Genomic DNA, 16782 nt, shown 5'->3' on the forward strand with positions numbered 1-16782 from the left:
CGGATACGTGTCGGCCGAATGGCGATCGTGTGACACGAGGGACTGTGGACAGGTCTGCGGCCACCGGGACTGAATAGGCTCCGAACAGACCTCATGTCCCGACGACTTGGAGTTCTCGTGCACCGCAGAATCTTCGTGCCGGGCGTGCTCGCGGCGGCCTCCCTCCTGCTGGCGATCCCGGCCTCGGCCGCAGGCTACGCACCCGGCGCCCCGGGCATCGGCGATCCCTATTACCCGTACTACGGCAACGGCGGTTACGACGTCTCCCACTACGACCTCCGGCTGACCTACCGGCCGGCGACGGACGAGCTGGAGGGCACGGCGACCGTCCAGGCGCGGACCACGCAGGATCTGTCCAGCTTCGACCTGGACTTCCTGCTGGACGTGAGCGAGGTGCGGGTCGACGGAGCCAGGGCGGCCTTCGCCGCCTCCGGTCAGCACGAGCTGGTGATCACCCCGAAGACCCCGCTCCCGAAGGGCACGCCGGTCACCCTGGTGATCCGCTACAGCGGGGTGCCGTCGACGAAGAGCGCCTACGGGTTCAGCACCTGGCACCGCACACCCGACGGCGCGGTCGCGGCCGACGAGCCCGAGTCCGCCTGGTGGTGGTTCCCGAGCAACGACCATCCGCTGGACAAGGCGACCTACGACGTGTCGGTGGCCGTGCCGGACGGCACGCAGGCCATCTCCAACGGCACCCTCCAGTCCGCGGTGTCCAAGCTGGGCTGGACCCGGTACAGCTGGCGGTCCGCCAAGCCGCAGGCGACCTATCTGACCACCCTGGCGATCGGGAAGTTCGACGTCACGACGGGCACCTCCGAGGGCGGTGTCCCGGTCGTCAACGCCTACAGCGCGGACCTCGGCGACAACGACGGGGCGGCACGGGCGAGCGTGGAGCGCACCGGCGAGATCGTCGACTGGCTGAGCGGCTATTTCGGGCCGTATCCGTTCAGCTCGGCGGGCGGCTACGTACCGAACACGACCACCGGGTTCGCCCTGGAGACCCAGACCCGCGTCTACTACAGCCCCCGGCAGTTCGCGAGCGGCTCCAACACCTCGGTGGTCGTGCACGAGCTGGCCCACCAGTGGTACGGCGACTCCGTGTCCCTCAAGGGCTGGAAGGACATCTGGATCAACGAGGGGTTCGCGCGCTACGCGCAGTGGCTGTGGTCCGAGCACGAGGGCGAGGGCACGACCCGGGAACTCGCCGACTACGTGTACGCCTCGCACCCGGCCGACGACGCGTTCTGGTCCGTGAAGCCCGGTGACCCGGGCCCGGACGACCAGTTCGACATCGCCGTCTACGACCGCGGGGCCCTGGCGATCCAGGCGCTGCGCGACGCGATCGGCGACGACGCGTTCTTCAGGGTCCTGAAGGGCTGGCCGCAGGAGCACGCCTACGGCAACGCGTCGGTCGACGACCTCCGGGCGTACGCCGAGCGGGTGTCCGGGAAGTCGCTCACGGCCCTGTTCGACACCTGGCTGTTCCAGCCGTCGAAGCCGACGGCGGCGACGGCCGCCCCGACAGCCTCCCTCGCGCGGACCGCCCGGCCGCCCGCGCAGCCCGCGTCGTGGAAGGGCATCGAGGCCACGAACGGCGTCCATGGACGCTGATCGCCTGCGGAGGCGCCGGACGGCCCGGAGCGAGAGCCCGGAGCGAGAGCCCCGGGCGGTGCGGCCCCTCCGCCCCGGGCCGTCCGGCCCGTCCCGCCCCGAGCCGGTGTCCGAGGGTCTACTGCCGTGCGGTGGTGTCCGCCTCCGACGCGGCGACCCGGGCGAGGAGCTCGTCCCGGCCGATCGCGTCGGCCACGGTGGCCGGCACGGTGCAGGCGTGGGCGCCGGCCACCGCGCCGTACCGGGCGCAGTGCTGCGGTGCCTCGCGGTTCAGCCAGCCGAAGAGGAACGCGGCGGCGAAGGCGTCGCCCGCGCCGTTGGAGTCCAGCACCGGCGACGGGGGCGCGAGCGCCGGTACGCGGGTCAGCTCGTCGTCGGCGAGCAGATAGGCGCCCTCGGCTCCGGCCATGGCCACGACCACCTCGGCCCGGCCCCGGTCGACGATGCGGCGCATGGTCCGCTCGGGGTCGGACAGCGCGGTGGTGGACAGGAAGACGACGTCCGCGGCATACGCGAACGACTCGTGGTAGGGGTTCACCCCGTCCCAGTTGTGCAGGTCGGTGGAGATGCTCACACCCGCCTCGCGCAGCACGGGCAGCGCGTGGTCGCACGGCTGGGTGATGGACACGTGCGCGTGCCGGCTGGCCTCGGCCAGGGCCCGGACCGTGGCCTCGGGGAGGCGGTCGTCGGGGTGGCCGCGGCTGCTGTCGTACAGGGAGAGCCGGCGGCCGTCCGGGCTCACCAGGTTCACGGCACGCTTGGTGCCCGCGGGCTGCGGGATCGCGGTGAGGGGGATGCCCTTCTCCCGGTGCAGGGCGCGCACCAGTTCGCCCTCGGGGTCGTCGCCGAGCAGGTCCAGATGGTGGGTGCGCAGGCCGAGGGCGCTCAGGCCGAGGGCGACGAAGTCTCCGGTCTGTCCGGCGCGCGCCCGGATCCCGCTGTCGATCATGTAGCTGTCGGCGTACGGGAGCGGCAGCTCCGGCACGTACACGATCGTGTCCACGCCCGCTCCGCCCAGTACCAGGACGTCGATGTCACGGCTCAACTCGGCATCTCCCCATGGTCGTACACCGTCACTCGGATGCCCCGGCGCACCAGCCGCTCCTCGACGAGCGGCTCGACGCGGGACCACTTGCCACCGGCCAGTCCGCAGCCTATCCGGGGCATGTGGACCGAGGCGTCCAGTTCGATCACCCGGTCGGCCAGTCGGCCAAGGGCCGTGTCGATGGCCTCGTACCGCACGGGGACACCCTTGCTGCCGGTTCTGATGCCGTGCTGGCCGATCATGTTGGCCACCCACACATACGGTTGGACCCGGACGAGTTGCAGCGCGCCCAGGCCGAAGTCGTTCGACGCGCGGGCGCGGTGCCAGGCGCGGTACGCCGCCTCCGGCTCGGGCCAGCGGCGCGACACGGCCAGGACGAAACCCTTGCCCCAGCCGCCCATGTCATTGCAGACATGAGCGATCACCTTGACGCCCCGCCCCACCGGGACGGTCGCGTCTCCCCGGACATACGTGATCTCCCCCATGCCGCCACCGTAGGCGATGCCACTGACAGCGCCGCGCCGTCGCAGCAGGACTGTCACAGCGGGAGTGGGACAGCGATACTGCTACGCATGACGACCGACGCCGGGGAGCAGGAGCCGACCCTCACCATCGACGAGTTGGCCGCCCGCACGGGCGTCACCGTGCGCACGGTGCGTTTCTACGGCACCAAGGGTCTGCTGCCGCCGCCGGAGATCGGTCCGCGCCGGGTGGGGCACTACGGCCGGGAGCACCTCGCGCGGCTGGCACTGATCGAGGAGTTGCAGCACCAGGGCATGACGCTGGCGGCGATCGAGCGCTATCTGAGCCGGCTGCCCTCGGACCTGAGCGCGCAGGACCTCGCGCTGCACCGCGCGGTGGTCGCCTCCTGGGCGCCGGACGCGGTGGAGTCGGTGTCCCGTGCGGAACTGGGGCGCCGGGCGGGGCGGCCGCTGGCCGAGGAGGAGGTGGACCGGCTGGTGGCGATGGACGTCGTCGAGCGGACGCAGGACGGTTACCGCGTCGACCTCGGGCTGTTGCGGCTCGGCGTGGAGCTGTTGGACGTACCGCTGGCCGAGGAGTCGGTCCTCGCGGCCAGGAAGGTGCTCCTGGAGCATTCGCGGGCGGCGGCGCACGAGCTGTCCCGGCTGTTCCGCGGCGAGGTCGGACAGCGCGACGCCCGCGCGGTCAAGGAGCTGTCCGCGCACATGCAGCCGCTGATCGTGCAGGCGCTGCTGACCACGTTCCAGCGGTCGCTCAGGGACGAGCTGCGCGAGTGGCTCCCGGACACGTCCGCGACCGCCGTCCTCCCGGACACCTCCGCGACCGGCACCTGAGGGCGTGCGGCCGCGGTGCCGCCGTGGTTCTCGCCACGACGGCACCGCGGCCCGTCCCGCAGCGGGGAGCCGGTCCTCGCCGGACGGCGCGTCAGCGCGCGTCGGTGAAGGTCCCGCCCTGCTCCGCCTTCTCCACCAGCAGCGCGGGCGGGGTGAACCGGTCGCCGTAGCGCTCGGCGAGCTGGCGCGCGCGGGCCACGAAGCCGGGCAGGCCGCCCTCGTAGCCGTTGATGTACTGGAGGACTCCGCCGGTCCAGCCGGGGAAGCCGATGCCGAACAGGGAGCCGATGTTGGCGTCGGCCACGGAGGTCAGCACGCCCTCTTCGAGCAGCTTGACGGTGTCGAGCGCCTCCGAGAAGAGCATGCGTTCCTGCATGTCCTCGAACGGGATCCGGTGGCCGGACTTGGTGAAGTGCTCCCGCAGCCCCGGCCACAGCCCGGCGCGCACACCGTCCTGCCCGTACTCGTAGAAGCCGGCGCCGCCGCTGCGGCCGGTGCGGCCGAACTCGTCGACCATGCGGTCGATGACCGCCTCGGCGGGGTGCGCGGGCCAGGTGCCGCCCGCCTCCTCGACGGCCCGCCGGGACTCGTTGCGGATCTTGCGGGGCAGGGTGAGCGTCAGCTCGTCCATCAGGGACAGCACCTTGGCCGGGTAGCCCGCCTGGGCGGCCGCCTGCTCGATGGACGCGGGCTCGATGCCCTCGCCGACCATCGCCACGCCCTCGTTGATGAAGTGCCCGATCACCCGCGAGGTGAAGAAGCCGCGCGAGTCGTTGACGACGATCGGCGTCTTCTTGATCTGGCGGACCAGGTCGAAGGCGCGGGCGAGGGCCTCGTCGCCGCTGCGCTCGCCCTTGATGATCTCGACGAGCGGCATCTTGTCGACCGGCGAGAAGAAGTGCAGCCCGATGAAGTCGCTCTGGCGTTCAACGCCTTCGGCGAGCGCGGTGATGGGGAGGGTGGAGGTGTTGGAGCACAGCAGCGCGTCGGGTTCGACGATGTGCTCGATCTCCTGGAACACCTTGTGCTTGAGCGAGGTGTCCTCGAAGACCGCCTCGATCACCGCGTCGCAGCCCGCGAGGTCCTGCGGGTCGGCGGTCGGGGTGATGCGGGCGAGGAGGGCGTCGGCCTTCTCCTGGGTCGTACGGCCCCGGGAGACCGCCTTGGCGCACAGCTTCTCGGAGTAGCCCTTGCCCTTGACGGCCGCCTCCAGCGAGACGTCCTTGAGGACGACGTCGATGCCCGCGAGGGCGCACGAGTAGGCGATGCCCGCGCCCATCATCCCCGCGCCGAGCACGGCCACCTTGCGGACCTGGCGCGGCTCGACGCCCGTGGGCCGGTTGGCACCGGAGTTGACGGCCTGGAGGTCGAAGAAGAACGCCTGGATCATGTTCTTCGAGGTCTGGCCGGCCGCCAGCTCCACGAAGTAGCGCGCCTCGATGAGCTGCGCGGTCTCGAAGTCGACCTGGGCGCCCTCCACGGCGGCCGCGAGGATGTTGCGCGGGGCCGGGTAGGGGGCGCCGTTGGTCTGCTTGCGCAGGTTGGCCGGGAACGCGGGCAGGTTGGCCGCGAACTTCGGGTTGGCCGGGGTGCCGCCCGGGATGCGGTAGCCGGGGCGGTCCCAGGGCTGCTGCGACTCGGGGTTGGCGTCGATGAAGGCGCGGGCCTTGGCGATCAGGTCCTCGGGGCTGTCGGCCACCTCGTGCACGAGGCCGTTGTCCAGGGCGCGCCGCGGGCTGTACTGGGTGCCCTGGAGCAGCACCTTCAGCAGGGCGTCGGCGATGCCGAGCAGCCGGACCGTGCGGACGACGCCGCCGCCTCCGGGGAGCAGGCCGAGGGTGACCTCGGGGCAGCCGATCTTGGAGCCGGGGGCGTCGAGCGCGACGCGGTGGTGGCAGGCGAGGGCGAGCTCGTAGCCGCCGCCCAGGGCCGCGCCGTTGATCGCGGCGACGACCGGCTTGCCGAGGGTCTCGATGCGGCGCAGGTTGCGCTTGATCTCCAGGCCGCCGTCGAGGAGGTCCTGGGCGGTCTCGGGGGTGACGCGGATGAGGTCGCGCAGGTCGCCGCCGGCGAAGAAGGTCTTCTTGGCGGAGGTGAAGACGACGCCGCGGACCGAGTCCTTCTCGGCCTCCAGCCGGTCGGCGATCGCGGCGAGCGAGTCGCGGAACGCCTGGTTCATGGTGTTGGCGGACTGGTTGGGGTCGTCGAGGACGAGGGTGACGACGCCGGTGTCGTCCTGTTCCCAGCGGATGGTGGTGCTCTCGGTCATGACTGGTGTCTCCGTAGAAGTCTGAGGGTCCGCCGGGTGGTTACAGGCGCTCGACGACGGTGGCGATGCCCATGCCGCCGCCGACGCAGAGCGTGGCGAGGCCGTAGCGCTTGTCCTGACGCTCGAGTTCGTCGACCAGGGTGCCCAGGATCATCGCGCCGGTGGCGCCGAGCGGGTGGCCGAGCGCGATCGCGCCGCCGTTGACGTTGACCTTGTCCAGGGACAGGCCCATGTCCCGCACGAAGCGCAGGACGACGGCCGCGAAGGCCTCGTTGATCTCGACCAGGTCGATGTCGTCGATGGTCAGACCGGCCTTGGCGAGCGCCTTGCGGGAGGCGGGCGCGGGGCCGGTGAGCATGATGGTCGGCTCGGAGCCGGAGACGGCCGCGGAGACGATCCGCGCGCGCGGGGTGAGCCCGTACCGCTCGCCGACCTCCTTGGAGCCGATCGCGACGAGCGAGGCGCCGTCGACGATGCCGGAGGAGTTGCCGGCGTGGTGGACGTGGTCGATCTTCTCGACCCAGTGGTACTTCTGGAGGGCCACGGCGTCGAAACCGCCGAGGTCGCCGATGTCGGCGAACGACGGCTTCAGCTTGGCCAGCGAGTCGGCGGTGGTGCCGGGGCGCGGGAACTCGTCGCGGTCGAGGACGACCAGTCCGCTCCGGTCCCTGACCGGCACGACGGAGCGCTCGAAGCGGCCGTCCTTCATGGCCTCGGCCGCCCGCTCCTGGGAGAGCGCCGCGTACTCGTCGACGTCGCGGCGCGAGAAGCCCTCGATGGTGGCGATCAGGTCGGCGCCGATGCCCTGCGGCACGAAGTTGGTGGCGAGGTTGGTCATCGGGTCGTTGAACCAGGCGCCGCCGTCGGAGGCCATCGGTACCCGGGACATCGACTCGACGCCACCGGCGAGGACGAGGTCCTCCCAGCCGGAACGGACCTTCATCGCCGCCATGTTGACCGCTTCGAGGCCCGAGGCGCAGAAGCGGTTCTCCTGGACGCCGGCCACCGTGTCGGGCAGACCCGCCGCGACGGCGGCGATCCGCGCGATGTCCGAGCCCTGGTCGCCGACCGGCCCCACGACACCGAGCACGATGTCGTCGATCGCGGCCGGGTCGAGGTCCGGGAAGCGGTCACGGATCTCGTGGATGAGGCCCACGACCAGGTCGATGGGCTTCGTACCGTGCAGGGCCCCATTGGCCTTGCCGCGCCCGCGCGGGGTGCGGATCGCGTCGTACACGTACGCTTCGGTGCTCACTGACAAGCCTTTCAACGAGGGTTTCTGCCGAGCGGTATCGGGGGCGTGGGGGCCGTGGGCCCGTCCGGGGCCGTGCCGCGGGTCCCGCGGCGCGGGCCGTACGTCCGTCAGGCGTCCTCCGCCAGGAGTGCGGGTATCTGCCAGTCGCGGGCCACCGCCGCGGTGTCGGCGCCCGGTTGCGCGGGGCCGCTGCGGACGGTGGTGGGTGTCGCGGAGAAGCGGGGCGCGGGGGCGGGCTGGGTGATGCCGCCGTGGTCGGTGAAGGTGCCGCGGGCGGCCAGGTGCGGGTGGTGCGGGGCCTCGCGCAGCGACAGTACGGGGGCCACGCACGCGTCGGAGCCCTCGAAGACGGCCGTCCACTCGTCCCGGGTACGGGTGCGGAAGCGGGCCGCGACGGCCTCGCGCAGCTCGCCCCAGCGGGTCCAGTCCTTGCGGGCCGGAGCGAAGTCCTTCAGCCCGATGAGGTCCAGGAACTCCTCGTAGAACTGCTGTTCAAGGGCGCCGACCGCTATGTACCCGCCGTCGGCGGTCTCGTACGTGCCGTAGTACGGGCAGCCGCCGTCGAGGAGGTTGGCGCCCCGCCGGTCCTGCCAGCCGCCCGCGGCGACCATGCCGTGGATCATCGCGGTGAGATGGGCGGCGCCGTCGACGATGGCGGCGTCGACGACCTGCCCGCCGCCGCCCGCACGCGCGTGGTGCAGTGCGGCGAGGACGCCGACGACGAGGTAGAGGGAGCCGCCCGCGTAGTCGCCGACCAGGTTGGCGGGCACGGCCGGCGGCCGGTCCGGCTCGCCGATCATGCCGAGGGTGCCGGTGAGCGCGATGTAGGCGATGTCGTGCCCGGCGCGGTGGGCGAGCGGGCCCTGCTGGCCCCAGCCGGTCATCCGGCCGTAGACCAGCCGCGGGTTGACCGCGTGGCAGGCCTCGGGGCCGACGCCGAGGCGTTCGGCGACGCCCGGCCGGTATCCCTCGATGAGGATGTCCGCGCGGGAGGCGAGGTCGAGGACGCGGGCGGGTCCCCCGTCCGCCTTCAGGTCGACGACCACCGAGCGCTTGTTGCGGTTGGTGACGTCGTACTCCGGGGCGACGCCGAGTCCGGGGCCGCCGGGGCGGTCCACCCGCACGACGTCGGCGCCGAGGTCGGCGAGGAGCATGGCGGCGAACGGGCCGGGCCCGATCCCCGCCAGCTCGACCACGCGTACGCCCGAGAGCGGGCCGCCGCCGTCCGGTGTCGTTGCCGCTGTCATCCAGCCCCCTGAAGCCGTGACCGTGACACTAGTGATGTAACACCGACGATGCTAAGAACACGTTCTACGCAACACAAGACCTGGGCAAGCAAGCGCTTAGCCAAGTATGCCCGGCGCGCCGCGGGACCGCCCGCCCGACGGCACCAAGTGGAGCAAAGTGTGTCTTCTGTCGTTTCTTCCGGGCATTCCCGGGCCTGGTCATCCGGTACCTCCGGGCTCGTCGCAGGGCTCCGCGCTCCTCACGCTAGCCTCAGCCACCGACAGCGGCGCGGCTGCACGAAGCGAGGGGTGTCATGACCAGGCTGAACAGGACGGACCGTCCGTACGACGTCGTGCTCTTCGGAGCCACCGGCTTCGTCGGCACACTCACCGCGGAGTACCTCGCCGCCCACGCGCCCGAGGGGCTGCGCTGGGCGATCGCGGGCCGCAGCGAGCGCGGGCTGCGGGAGCTGCGCGACCGGCTGCCCGGCGCCACGCAGGTCGGCGTACTGCGGGCGGACGTGTCCGACCCGGCCTCGCTGCGCGCCCTCGCCGAGCACGCGCGCGTGGTGGCCACGACCGTCGGCCCCTACCTCAGCTACGGCGAGGAGCTCGTCGCCGCCTGCGCGGACGCGGGCACGGACTACCTGGACCTGACGGGCGAGCCGGAGTTCGTGGACCTCGTGTACGTACGGCACGACGCACGCGCGCGGGAGACCGGCGCCCGGCTCGTGCACGCCTGCGGTTTCGACTCGATCCCGCACGACCTGGGCGCCCTCTTCACGGTCCGCCGGCTCCCCGAGGGCGTGCCGCTGCGGGTCGACGGCTTCGTGACGGCGCACGCCACCTTCTCCGGCGGCACGTTCGCCTCGGCGCTGAACCAGTTCGCGCGCGGACGGCAGATGGCGGCCGCCGCGCGCGACCGCGGACGGCACGAGCCGCGGCTCGTGGGCCGCCGGGCCTCGGCACCGACGGGCGCGCCGCGTTTCGCCGGGGAGGTCGGCGCCTGGGCGCTGCCCCTGCCGACCATAGACCCGCAGATCGTCCGGCGTTCGGCGAAGGCCCTGGAGTGCTACGGCCCCGACTTCCGCTACCGCCACTACGCGGCCGTACGACGGCTGCCCGTGGCGCTGGGCGGGGTCGCCGCCGTGGGGGCACTGGCCGCGGCCGCCCAGGTCCCGCCCGCGCGGCGCTGGCTGTCCGGCCGCCTCAAGCCCGGGGACGGGCCCAGCGAGCGGACCCGGGCGCAGAGCTGGTTCTCGGTGCGCTTCGTCGGCGAGGGCGGCGGCCGACGGGTGTTCACCGAGGTCGCGGGCGGCGACCCCGGGTACGGCGAGACGGCGAAGATGTTCGCGGAGTCGGCGCTCGCCCTGGCCTTCGACGACCTTCCGCCGACGGCCGGACAGGTCACGACGGCGGTGGCGATGGGCGACGCGCTGACGGAGCGGCTGCGCCGGGCGGGGATCACCTTCCGGGTGGCCGCCGTCCGGTGAGGCAGCGGACCGTTCACAGCGGCCAGGACACCACCGTGTAGATCATCCCGGCTATCCAGGCGACCCCTGCCAGCGCGGCGAGGATCAGGGCGGCCGTCACGGCCCGCTCGACGGGCCGGTTCGGGTCGGCGAGGGGCTTCGGGGAACGCTGCGTCGTCATACGGCCCAGCCTGTCCGCCGCCCCGGCCGGATCACATCCGTACAGGTACTCAGAACGGGTACTCAGAACCGGTACCCGGCGGGAGTACTCGGCGCGGGCACCCGGGGACGGGCGCGGTGACGGGGTCCGGACGGCCGGGTGACGGTGCGTCGGCTGTGCGCTCCGCTGCGGGATTTGAGACTTTCCGGGCACACGACGGGCCCCGCCCGCGCCTGTTGCGGGAAAAGTCTCAACGGGCGGTTCAATGAAACGATCGAAGCCTGGCCCGAAGCACGGCAAAGCAACGGAAGGCGAGGTTCGACGTGAAGTTCCTGCTCGAAGTCACGGTGGACGAAGGAAAGCTGGCGCAGGACCCGGCGGGCGAGCTGGGGCGGATCCTGCGGTACTGGGGCGGCAACCTGCACCACTACGCGCTCGAACCGGGCGACGGCTCGGCCGTCTACGACTCCGAGTACCGCGAGGTGGGCGCCTGGCGGGTCGTCGCCTCCTGAAGCGCCCGCCGGCACAGCGCGTCCGCCCGGCGGGTGGTCTCGGGGAGCCGGTAGGCGGGGGTGAGGGCGAGCGTGTGGGCGCAGGCGTTGTCCAGGCCGACCCGGTGGCCGACGGAGACGAACACCGGCTTGACACCGTCCCTGGTGCGCAGGGCCCGTCCCACCTCCTCCGCGCCCGCCCTGAGCGGCGCGGCCGCTCCGCGCCGGACGCCCGGCTCGTCGTACGCGAAGGTGAAGGGGTTCTTCGCGACGCCGATCGTCGGCAGGCCGGTGAGCACGCCGAGGTGGCTGGCGAGACCGAAGCGGCGGGGGTGGGCGAGGCCGTAGCCGTCGCAGACGACCAGGCCGGGCGGGCAGGGCAGCGCCGCGAGGGCGGCGAGGACCGTCGGGATCTCGCGGAACGCGAGCAGACCGGGCACGTACGGGAAGGAGATCCTGCCGACCGCCGTGGCCTCGGCGACCACGGCGAGTCCGGCCGCGTCGAGGACGACGGCCGCCGCCACCACGAGGTCCCGCTCGTCGTCGTAGGCGACGTCGACCCCGGTGACGTGCCCGGACCCGGGCGGCGGTCCCGGTTCGTCCGTCACCACCCGCCCGCGCAGCTCGTCCTGGACGGTACGGGCCTGTTCCTCGGTCGCGGGCCAGCCCGCGGGGATGGGTACGGTCGTCATGGTGCGACGAGCCTACGACCCCACCCCCGCTCCAACCACATTGCCAGGCTAGGCTGTTGATCATGTTCATACTGGAGCTGACCTACACCGCGCCGCTCGAAGCCGTCGACGCCGTGCTGGACGCCCATGTGGCCTGGCTCGACGAGCAGTACGACAAGGGGCTGTTCCTGGCGTCCGGGCGCAAGAACCCCCGCGACGGCGGGGTGATCCTCGCCGTCGCGGCGGACCGGGCCAGGATCGAGGAGGTAGCCGCGAGCGACCCCTTCGCCGTGGCCGATGTGTGCGCGTACCGCATCACCGAGTTCACGGCGACGAAGACGGCACCCGAGCTGGAGCCGTACCGCGAGACGCTCGGCTGAGGCGCGGCCGGGTCAGTACGCCAGCCGGGCCACCCGCCCCTTCTCCCCCGCGGCCCAGCAGCCGAGGCCGGCGGCCGCGCAGTCCACGGTGTCGTACGAGCCCGTGTCGACCGTCCGCCAGGTGCGGCCGCCGTCCGTCGTCAGGTCCGTGCCGGTGGGACCGACCGCGAGGGCGGCCGTACGGCTGTGCGGCAGCCAGGTGACACCGGAACGGTAGGCGGGCGGGGGCACGGCGGCGGGTCCCCAGGCGCGTCCGCCGCCTGAGGTACGGGCCGCCGCGTCCGGGGAGGCCTGGTCGGCACGGTAGTCGCCGCCGACCGCGAGACCGTGGGTACGGTCGCGGAAGGCGAGCGCGAAGACACCGCGGGCCGGGTCCCCGGCCGGGATCGGGGTGTCGGCCGCCGTCCAGGTCAGACCGCGGTCGGCCGAGTGCAGCACACGCGCGCGTGCGCCCCCGCCGGTGGCCAGCCAGACGTCCCGCGGCCCGGACGCGACCAGACACTGGCCGCTCGCGGCGAAGCCCGCCTCGCCGTCCAGGGCGGCCGGCATGCCGGCGCTCGGCAGGACCCGCCAGGTGCGGCCGCCGTCGCCGGTGGACAGGATGCGGAACCGGCCGTCCACCGGGTCGCTCATCGCCAGGCCGTGCCGCCGGTCGAAGAAGGTGAGGCAGTCGTAGAAGGCCTTGGCGTCGGTGTTGCGGAAGGACTCCGTCCAGCTCGCCCCGCCGTCGTCGGTGCGGTACACCCGCGACGCCTCGCCCTCGCCGATGGCCAGCACCACGGCGCGCCGCGCGTCGAACGCCTCGACGTCCCGGAACTGGAGGTCGGCTGCGCCCGGCGGCGAGACGTTCCGCCAGCTCGCCCCGCCGTCCGTGGTGCGCAGGACCGTGCCGCCGGTCCCGGCCACCCAGGCCGTGTCCCGGTCGACGGCCGACAGCCCGCGCAGCCGGACGTCGGGGGCGCCGGTGTCCTTCGGCTCCCAGTGCGGGGCCGGGTGGGGCCACGCACGGGCCGGCGGCCGAGGCTGCGTGTGCGCCTGCGCCGGTACGGCGGCCGACGCGCCCACCGTCGCCGCCGCCGTCACCGCCGCGGCGAGGAGGCGGGCGGACCGGCGCGACCGGCCGGCAGGCGTCGTGCGTCTCGTCTTCCCCAAGTGCACCGAACGTCTCATGGCGGGGGAAGCTAGCCCACCGCCCTGCCCGCGTCCAGAGCGCCTCCGGTCACCTCAAGTGCCTTGCACGCCACGGGAGTAGCTCCCCGATCGCCCCTCCGACAGCTTCCGCGATCACTCCCGGATTCAAGTCGGTGACCGAGGTCACTCGGCAGTCGGGTGCACGGAAGGGCCGTTTCGTACGTCTCTACCAGTACCCGTCCCGTCCGGTCGTCCCGTCCGGTGAGCCCACCGAAAGTCCGTTCCTCGATCAGTCCCGAGATCCTTCCCGGAGTCCTTCCCGGAGTCCGTCCGGCCGTCCCCGCCGTCCAGCCGTCCTAGGGAGCAAGGCGTTGTCCACCGTCATCGAGCAGTCCGTTGAGGCCCGTCTGGTCGCCGCCGCGCCCCGGGTGCCGAGCATCCCCGCCACGCTGCACTACGACCGGCGCGACCCGTTCGCGATCCACATGACCTTCCCGGCGCCCGCCACCCTCGAAGGCGTCGACGTCTGCTGGACGTTCGCCCGCGACCTGCTCACCGCCGGACTCCACGGCCCGGAGGGCCACGGCGACGTACGGATACGGCCGTACGGGTACGGCCGCACCGTCATGGAGTTCCACGCGCCCGAGGGCACCGCCGTCGTGCACGTCCACTCGGCAGAGATCCGCCGCTTCCTGCACGCCACGAGCGAGCTGGTCGAGATCGGCCAGGAGCACCTCCATCTCGACCTCGACCACGACCTGGCCGAGCTGCTGCGGGACGCGGGCTAGGTCCTGTCCGGCACGCCCGCCAGCAGCGCGTTCAGCCCGCCGTAGCCGGGCCCGCCGGCCGGCACGTCGTAGGTCCCCGTGCCCAGCAGCTCCCGCGCGACCCGGCGGACCTCGGCGTACGCGGCCTCGGCCAGTCCGGAACCGGCGCTCACGCGCGCGACGCCGAGCCCGGCCAGTTCGGCGACCGAAAGGGAGCCGGGGCCGATCAGGATGTTGAGCGGACCGTCCACGCCGTCGACGAGGAGCTTGACGGTCTCCGGGTCGACGGCCCCGGGGACGAAGATCCCGTCGGCGCCCGCGGCGCGGAACGCGGCGGCCCGTTCCAGCGTGCGCTCCACTCCCCCGGCGCCCCGCAGGAAGGTGTCGATCCGGGCGTTGACGAACAGCGGCACGTCCTGCGCGTCGGCGGCGGCGCGGGCGGCGGCGATGCGCTCGGCCTGCTCCGCCACCGGCCGCAGCGGCTCGGGCCCGTCGTACAGCGCGTCCTCGATGTTCACGCCCACGGCGCCCGCCGCGAGCACCGCGCGGACGGTCGCGGCGACGCCCTGCGGATCCGGCGCGTAGCCGCCCTCGATGTCCGCGCTCACCGGCACCCGGACCGCGGACACGACGGCCGCCAGGGCCCCGACGGCCCGTTCGCCGTCGAGGCGGCCGCCGTCGGCCGCGCCCAGGGACCAGGCCAGGCCCGCGCTGGTGGTCGCGACGGCCGCGGCGCCCGCGTCCTCGACGACCCGGGCGCTCGCCGCGTCCCAGGCGTTGGGCAGGACGAGCGGGCGTCCGGGAATGTGCAGGGCTCGGAAGGCGAGGGCGCGCTCACGCAAGGTGCTCGGGTTCGTCATGGGGACCACTCAAGCAGCCGGTCCCCCGGCTCGGCTGGCAGGAATCCGACAGCAACGGGTCCAGGGACCGCAGGAGTCACAGGGCGCAGTCGGGCGGCACGGTCACACGGCGCATCGGACCGCGTCCTGGTCCGATCTAATTCGATTGACGCCCCCCGAGGGTCTTCGTACCGTGGGAGGCGTTCCTGTTGCCGTCGATTGGAGAAGGACGTTGCTCGTCTGAGGTCCTGAGACACCGCCGCACACACCCGAGGGTGTGTGTTTGGTGTGCGACCTCGGCGTCCGAGCCGTCCTCCTGAGTTCCGGCACAGGACTTTCCGGCGATTGCCCCGCGGTGTCTCGATACGCGCTTGCCCTGACCACATCAAGCAACCGCGAGGCCTGTATGTCCGCATCCCTCACCTGTACGTCCCTCTCCTTCGCCTGGCCCGACGGCACTTCCGTGTTCGACGGCCTGGACGTCACCTTCGGCCCCGGCAGAACCGGTCTCGTCGGCGTCAACGGCTCGGGGAAGTCGACCCTGTTGAAGCTGATCGCCCAGGAGCTGGTCCCGGTCGACGGAACCGTCCGGGTCGCGGGAGAGGTCGGCTACCTCCCGCAGAACGTCACGCTCGACACCTCCCTCAAGGTCGACGAGGCCCTCGGTATCGCCGCCCGGCGCGCCGCGCTGCACGCCATCGAGAGGGGCGACGCGTCCGAGCGGCAGTTCGAGATCATCGGCGACGACTGGGACGTCGAGGAACGCGCGCTCGCCACCCTCGGCGAACTCGGTCTCGGCCACATCAGCCTGGACCGCACGATCGGCGAGGTGTCGGGCGGCGAGTCCGTGCTGCTGCGGCTGGCCGCGCTCCTGCTGGACCGGCCGGACGTCCTCCTCCTCGACGAGCCCACCAACAACCTCGACCTGTACGCGCGCAAGCGGCTGTACACGGCCGTCTCCGCCTGGCCGGGCGTCCTGGTCGTGGTCAGCCACGACCGCGAACTCCTGGAGCTGGTCGACCAGATCGCGGACCTGCGCTCCGGCGAGATCGTCTGGTACGGCGGCACCTACTCGGCGTACGAGGAGCTGCTGGCCACCGAGCAGGAGGCCGCCGAGCGCATGGTGCGCGTCGCCGAGGCCGACCTGCGCAAGCAGAAGCGCGAGCTGGTGGACGCGCAGGTCAAGCTGGCACGGCGCAAGAGGTACGGCCAGAAGATGTTCGAGCAGAAACGCGAACCGAAGATCGTCATGGGGGCACGCAGACGCGCGGCGCAGGAGTCCGCGGGCAAGCACCGCATCATGCACGAGGAGCGGCTCGCCGAGGCGCGCGACCGGCTCGACGACGCGGTGGACGCGGTACGGGACGACGACGAGATCCGCGTCGACCTGCCGTACACGGCCGTACCGCCGGGCCGGACCGTGCTCACCCTGCGGGACCTGGAACTCGCGTACGGTGCGAGCGTGGCCGGCGGCCTCGACCTGCACGGTCCGGAGCGGGTGGCGCTGGTCGGGCGCAACGGCGCGGGCAAGACGACGCTGCTGCGCACCATCGCCGGAGAGCTGGCGCCGGTCGCGGGCGAGGCGCAGTCGCATGTCCCGCTGCGCTTCCTGCCGCAGCGGCTCGACGTCCTCGACGGCGAGCTGACCGTCGCCGAGAACGTCGCCCGGTTCGCGCCGGGCGCCTCGAACAACCAGATCCGGGCCCGGCTGGCCCGCTTCCTGTTCCGTGGGGCCCGCGCCGACCAGCAGGCGGCGACGCTCTCCGGCGGCGAGCGTTTCCGGGCGGCCCTGGCCGCGCTGATGCTGGCGGAACCCGCGCCGCAGCTGCTGCTGCTCGACGAGCCGACGAACAACCTCGACATGGCGAGCGTGCGGCAGCTGACGTCGGCCCTGGAGTCCTACGAGGGCGCACTGGTCGTGGCCTCCCACGACCTGTCGTTCCTGGAGTCCCTGGGCATCACGCGCTGGCTGCTGCTGGACGGGGAACTGCGGGAGATCACACCGGAGGAGATCGCGTAGCCGCCCTTCCCGGCCTCCGCCGGCCGGGGCGGCCGTGTCTCAGGAGGGCCACAGCCTGGTTCCGAGGGGTTCTGCGGGCGTCCGTCCGCGCTGCATGATGTCCAGCCTGCGCCGCATCATGGACAC

General features: G+C 72.7%; 16 protein-coding genes. 7 read left to right on the forward strand and 9 right to left on the reverse strand.

All coding sequences use genetic code 11. From position 1 onward, the window contains the following. Nucleotides 1-117 precede the first annotated feature (117 nt). Nucleotides 118-1614, forward strand: a complete 1497-nt coding sequence (locus ACZ7OY_RS07655; RefSeq protein ID WP_471910539.1) for a M1 family metallopeptidase — start codon at nt 118-120, stop codon at nt 1612-1614. A gap of 118 nt (nt 1615-1732) precedes the next feature. Here ACZ7OY_RS07655 and ACZ7OY_RS07660 read toward each other — a convergent pair whose 3' ends face one another. Both ACZ7OY_RS07660 and ACZ7OY_RS07665 read right to left on the reverse strand, forming a co-directional pair. Continuing rightward, a complete protein-coding gene (locus ACZ7OY_RS07660) occupies nt 1733-2659 on the reverse strand; it encodes a PfkB family carbohydrate kinase (protein WP_471910540.1) in 927 nt (308 codons plus the stop codon). Continuing rightward, nucleotides 2656-3144 carry a macro domain-containing protein gene (locus ACZ7OY_RS07665; protein ID WP_471910541.1) on the reverse strand — a complete coding sequence of 163 codons (489 nt, stop codon included), beginning with the start codon at nt 3142-3144 and terminating at the stop codon, nt 2656-2658. The genes ACZ7OY_RS07660 and ACZ7OY_RS07665 overlap by 4 nt, the downstream gene beginning before the upstream one ends. An 87-nt stretch (nt 3145-3231) precedes the next feature. Between ACZ7OY_RS07665 and ACZ7OY_RS07670 the strand changes: the two genes are divergently transcribed. After that, entirely contained in the window at nt 3232-3975 is a 744-nt protein-coding gene (locus ACZ7OY_RS07670) for a MerR family transcriptional regulator (protein ID WP_471910542.1), read from the forward strand. Nucleotides 3976-4066: 91 nt separating this feature from the next. Here the strand turns inward: ACZ7OY_RS07670 and ACZ7OY_RS07675 are convergent, their stop codons facing one another. From ACZ7OY_RS07675 to ACZ7OY_RS07685, 3 genes are all read right to left on the reverse strand, one after another. Then, nucleotides 4067-6244, reverse strand: coding sequence for a 3-hydroxyacyl-CoA dehydrogenase NAD-binding domain-containing protein (locus tag ACZ7OY_RS07675; protein WP_471910543.1), 2178 nt, complete (start codon nt 6242-6244; stop codon nt 4067-4069). Nucleotides 6245-6284: 40 nt separating this feature from the next. Beyond that, complete coding sequence (locus tag ACZ7OY_RS07680) at nt 6285-7499, reverse strand: acetyl-CoA C-acetyltransferase (protein ID WP_471910544.1); 1215 nt, start codon at nt 7497-7499, stop codon at nt 6285-6287. 107 nt (nt 7500-7606) lie between these two features. Beyond that, nucleotides 7607-8746 carry a CaiB/BaiF CoA transferase family protein gene (locus tag ACZ7OY_RS07685; protein ID WP_471910545.1) on the reverse strand — a complete coding sequence of 380 codons (1140 nt, stop codon included), beginning with the start codon at nt 8744-8746 and terminating at the stop codon, nt 7607-7609. A 293-nt stretch (nt 8747-9039) separates the two neighbouring features. Between ACZ7OY_RS07685 and ACZ7OY_RS07690 the strand changes: the two genes are divergently transcribed. Beyond that, nucleotides 9040-10218: a saccharopine dehydrogenase family protein gene (locus ACZ7OY_RS07690; RefSeq protein WP_471910546.1), complete on the forward strand. Its 1179-nt coding sequence runs from the start codon at nt 9040-9042 to the stop codon at nt 10216-10218. Between the two features lie 13 nt (nt 10219-10231). Here the strand turns inward: ACZ7OY_RS07690 and mmpA are convergent, their stop codons facing one another. Then, nucleotides 10232-10378: a morphogenic membrane protein MmpA gene (mmpA, locus tag ACZ7OY_RS07695; protein ID WP_385525513.1), complete on the reverse strand. Its 147-nt coding sequence runs from the start codon at nt 10376-10378 to the stop codon at nt 10232-10234. Nucleotides 10379-10680: 302 nt separating this feature from the next. Here mmpA and ACZ7OY_RS07700 point away from each other — a divergent pair, with 302 nt between their 5' ends. Next, nucleotides 10681-10869: a hypothetical protein gene (locus ACZ7OY_RS07700; protein ID WP_351613153.1), complete on the forward strand. Its 189-nt coding sequence runs from the start codon at nt 10681-10683 to the stop codon at nt 10867-10869. On the opposite strand, the gene ACZ7OY_RS07705 is transcribed toward ACZ7OY_RS07700, so the two are convergent. After that, nucleotides 10818-11540, reverse strand: a complete 723-nt coding sequence (locus ACZ7OY_RS07705) for an endonuclease V (protein WP_471910547.1) — start codon at nt 11538-11540, stop codon at nt 10818-10820. The genes ACZ7OY_RS07700 and ACZ7OY_RS07705 overlap by 52 nt on opposite strands. A gap of 62 nt (nt 11541-11602) precedes the next feature. Here ACZ7OY_RS07705 and ACZ7OY_RS07710 point away from each other — a divergent pair, with 62 nt between their 5' ends. After that, nucleotides 11603-11899 carry a YciI family protein gene (locus ACZ7OY_RS07710; RefSeq protein ID WP_471910548.1) on the forward strand — a complete coding sequence of 99 codons (297 nt, stop codon included), beginning with the start codon at nt 11603-11605 and terminating at the stop codon, nt 11897-11899. A gap of 12 nt (nt 11900-11911) precedes the next feature. On the opposite strand, the gene ACZ7OY_RS07715 is transcribed toward ACZ7OY_RS07710, so the two are convergent. Beyond that, on the reverse strand, nt 11912-13051 hold the full coding sequence (locus ACZ7OY_RS07715) for a WD40/YVTN/BNR-like repeat-containing protein (RefSeq protein WP_471910549.1): 1140 nt from the start codon (nt 13049-13051) through the stop codon (nt 11912-11914). A 350-nt stretch (nt 13052-13401) separates the two neighbouring features. Between ACZ7OY_RS07715 and ssgD the strand changes: the two genes are divergently transcribed. Beyond that, nucleotides 13402-13818, forward strand: a complete 417-nt coding sequence (ssgD, locus tag ACZ7OY_RS07720) for a spore wall synthesis regulator SsgD (protein ID WP_351613161.1) — start codon at nt 13402-13404, stop codon at nt 13816-13818. Here the strand turns inward: ssgD and ACZ7OY_RS07725 are convergent. Continuing rightward, a complete protein-coding gene (locus ACZ7OY_RS07725) occupies nt 13815-14657 on the reverse strand; it encodes an isocitrate lyase/PEP mutase family protein (RefSeq protein WP_471910550.1) in 843 nt (280 codons plus the stop codon). The genes ssgD and ACZ7OY_RS07725 overlap by 4 nt on opposite strands. Before the next feature lie 385 nt (nt 14658-15042). On the opposite strand from ACZ7OY_RS07725, the gene ACZ7OY_RS07730 reads away from it, so the two are divergent. Next, the gene (locus ACZ7OY_RS07730) at nt 15043-16656 is read left to right on the forward strand and encodes an ABC-F family ATP-binding cassette domain-containing protein (RefSeq protein ID WP_471910551.1); all 1614 of its coding nucleotides are present in this window, start codon (nt 15043-15045) and stop codon (nt 16654-16656) included. The last annotated feature ends 126 nt before the right edge of the window (nt 16657-16782 follow it).

It is taken from the genome of Streptomyces sp. NPDC107559 (genome assembly GCF_055657365.1).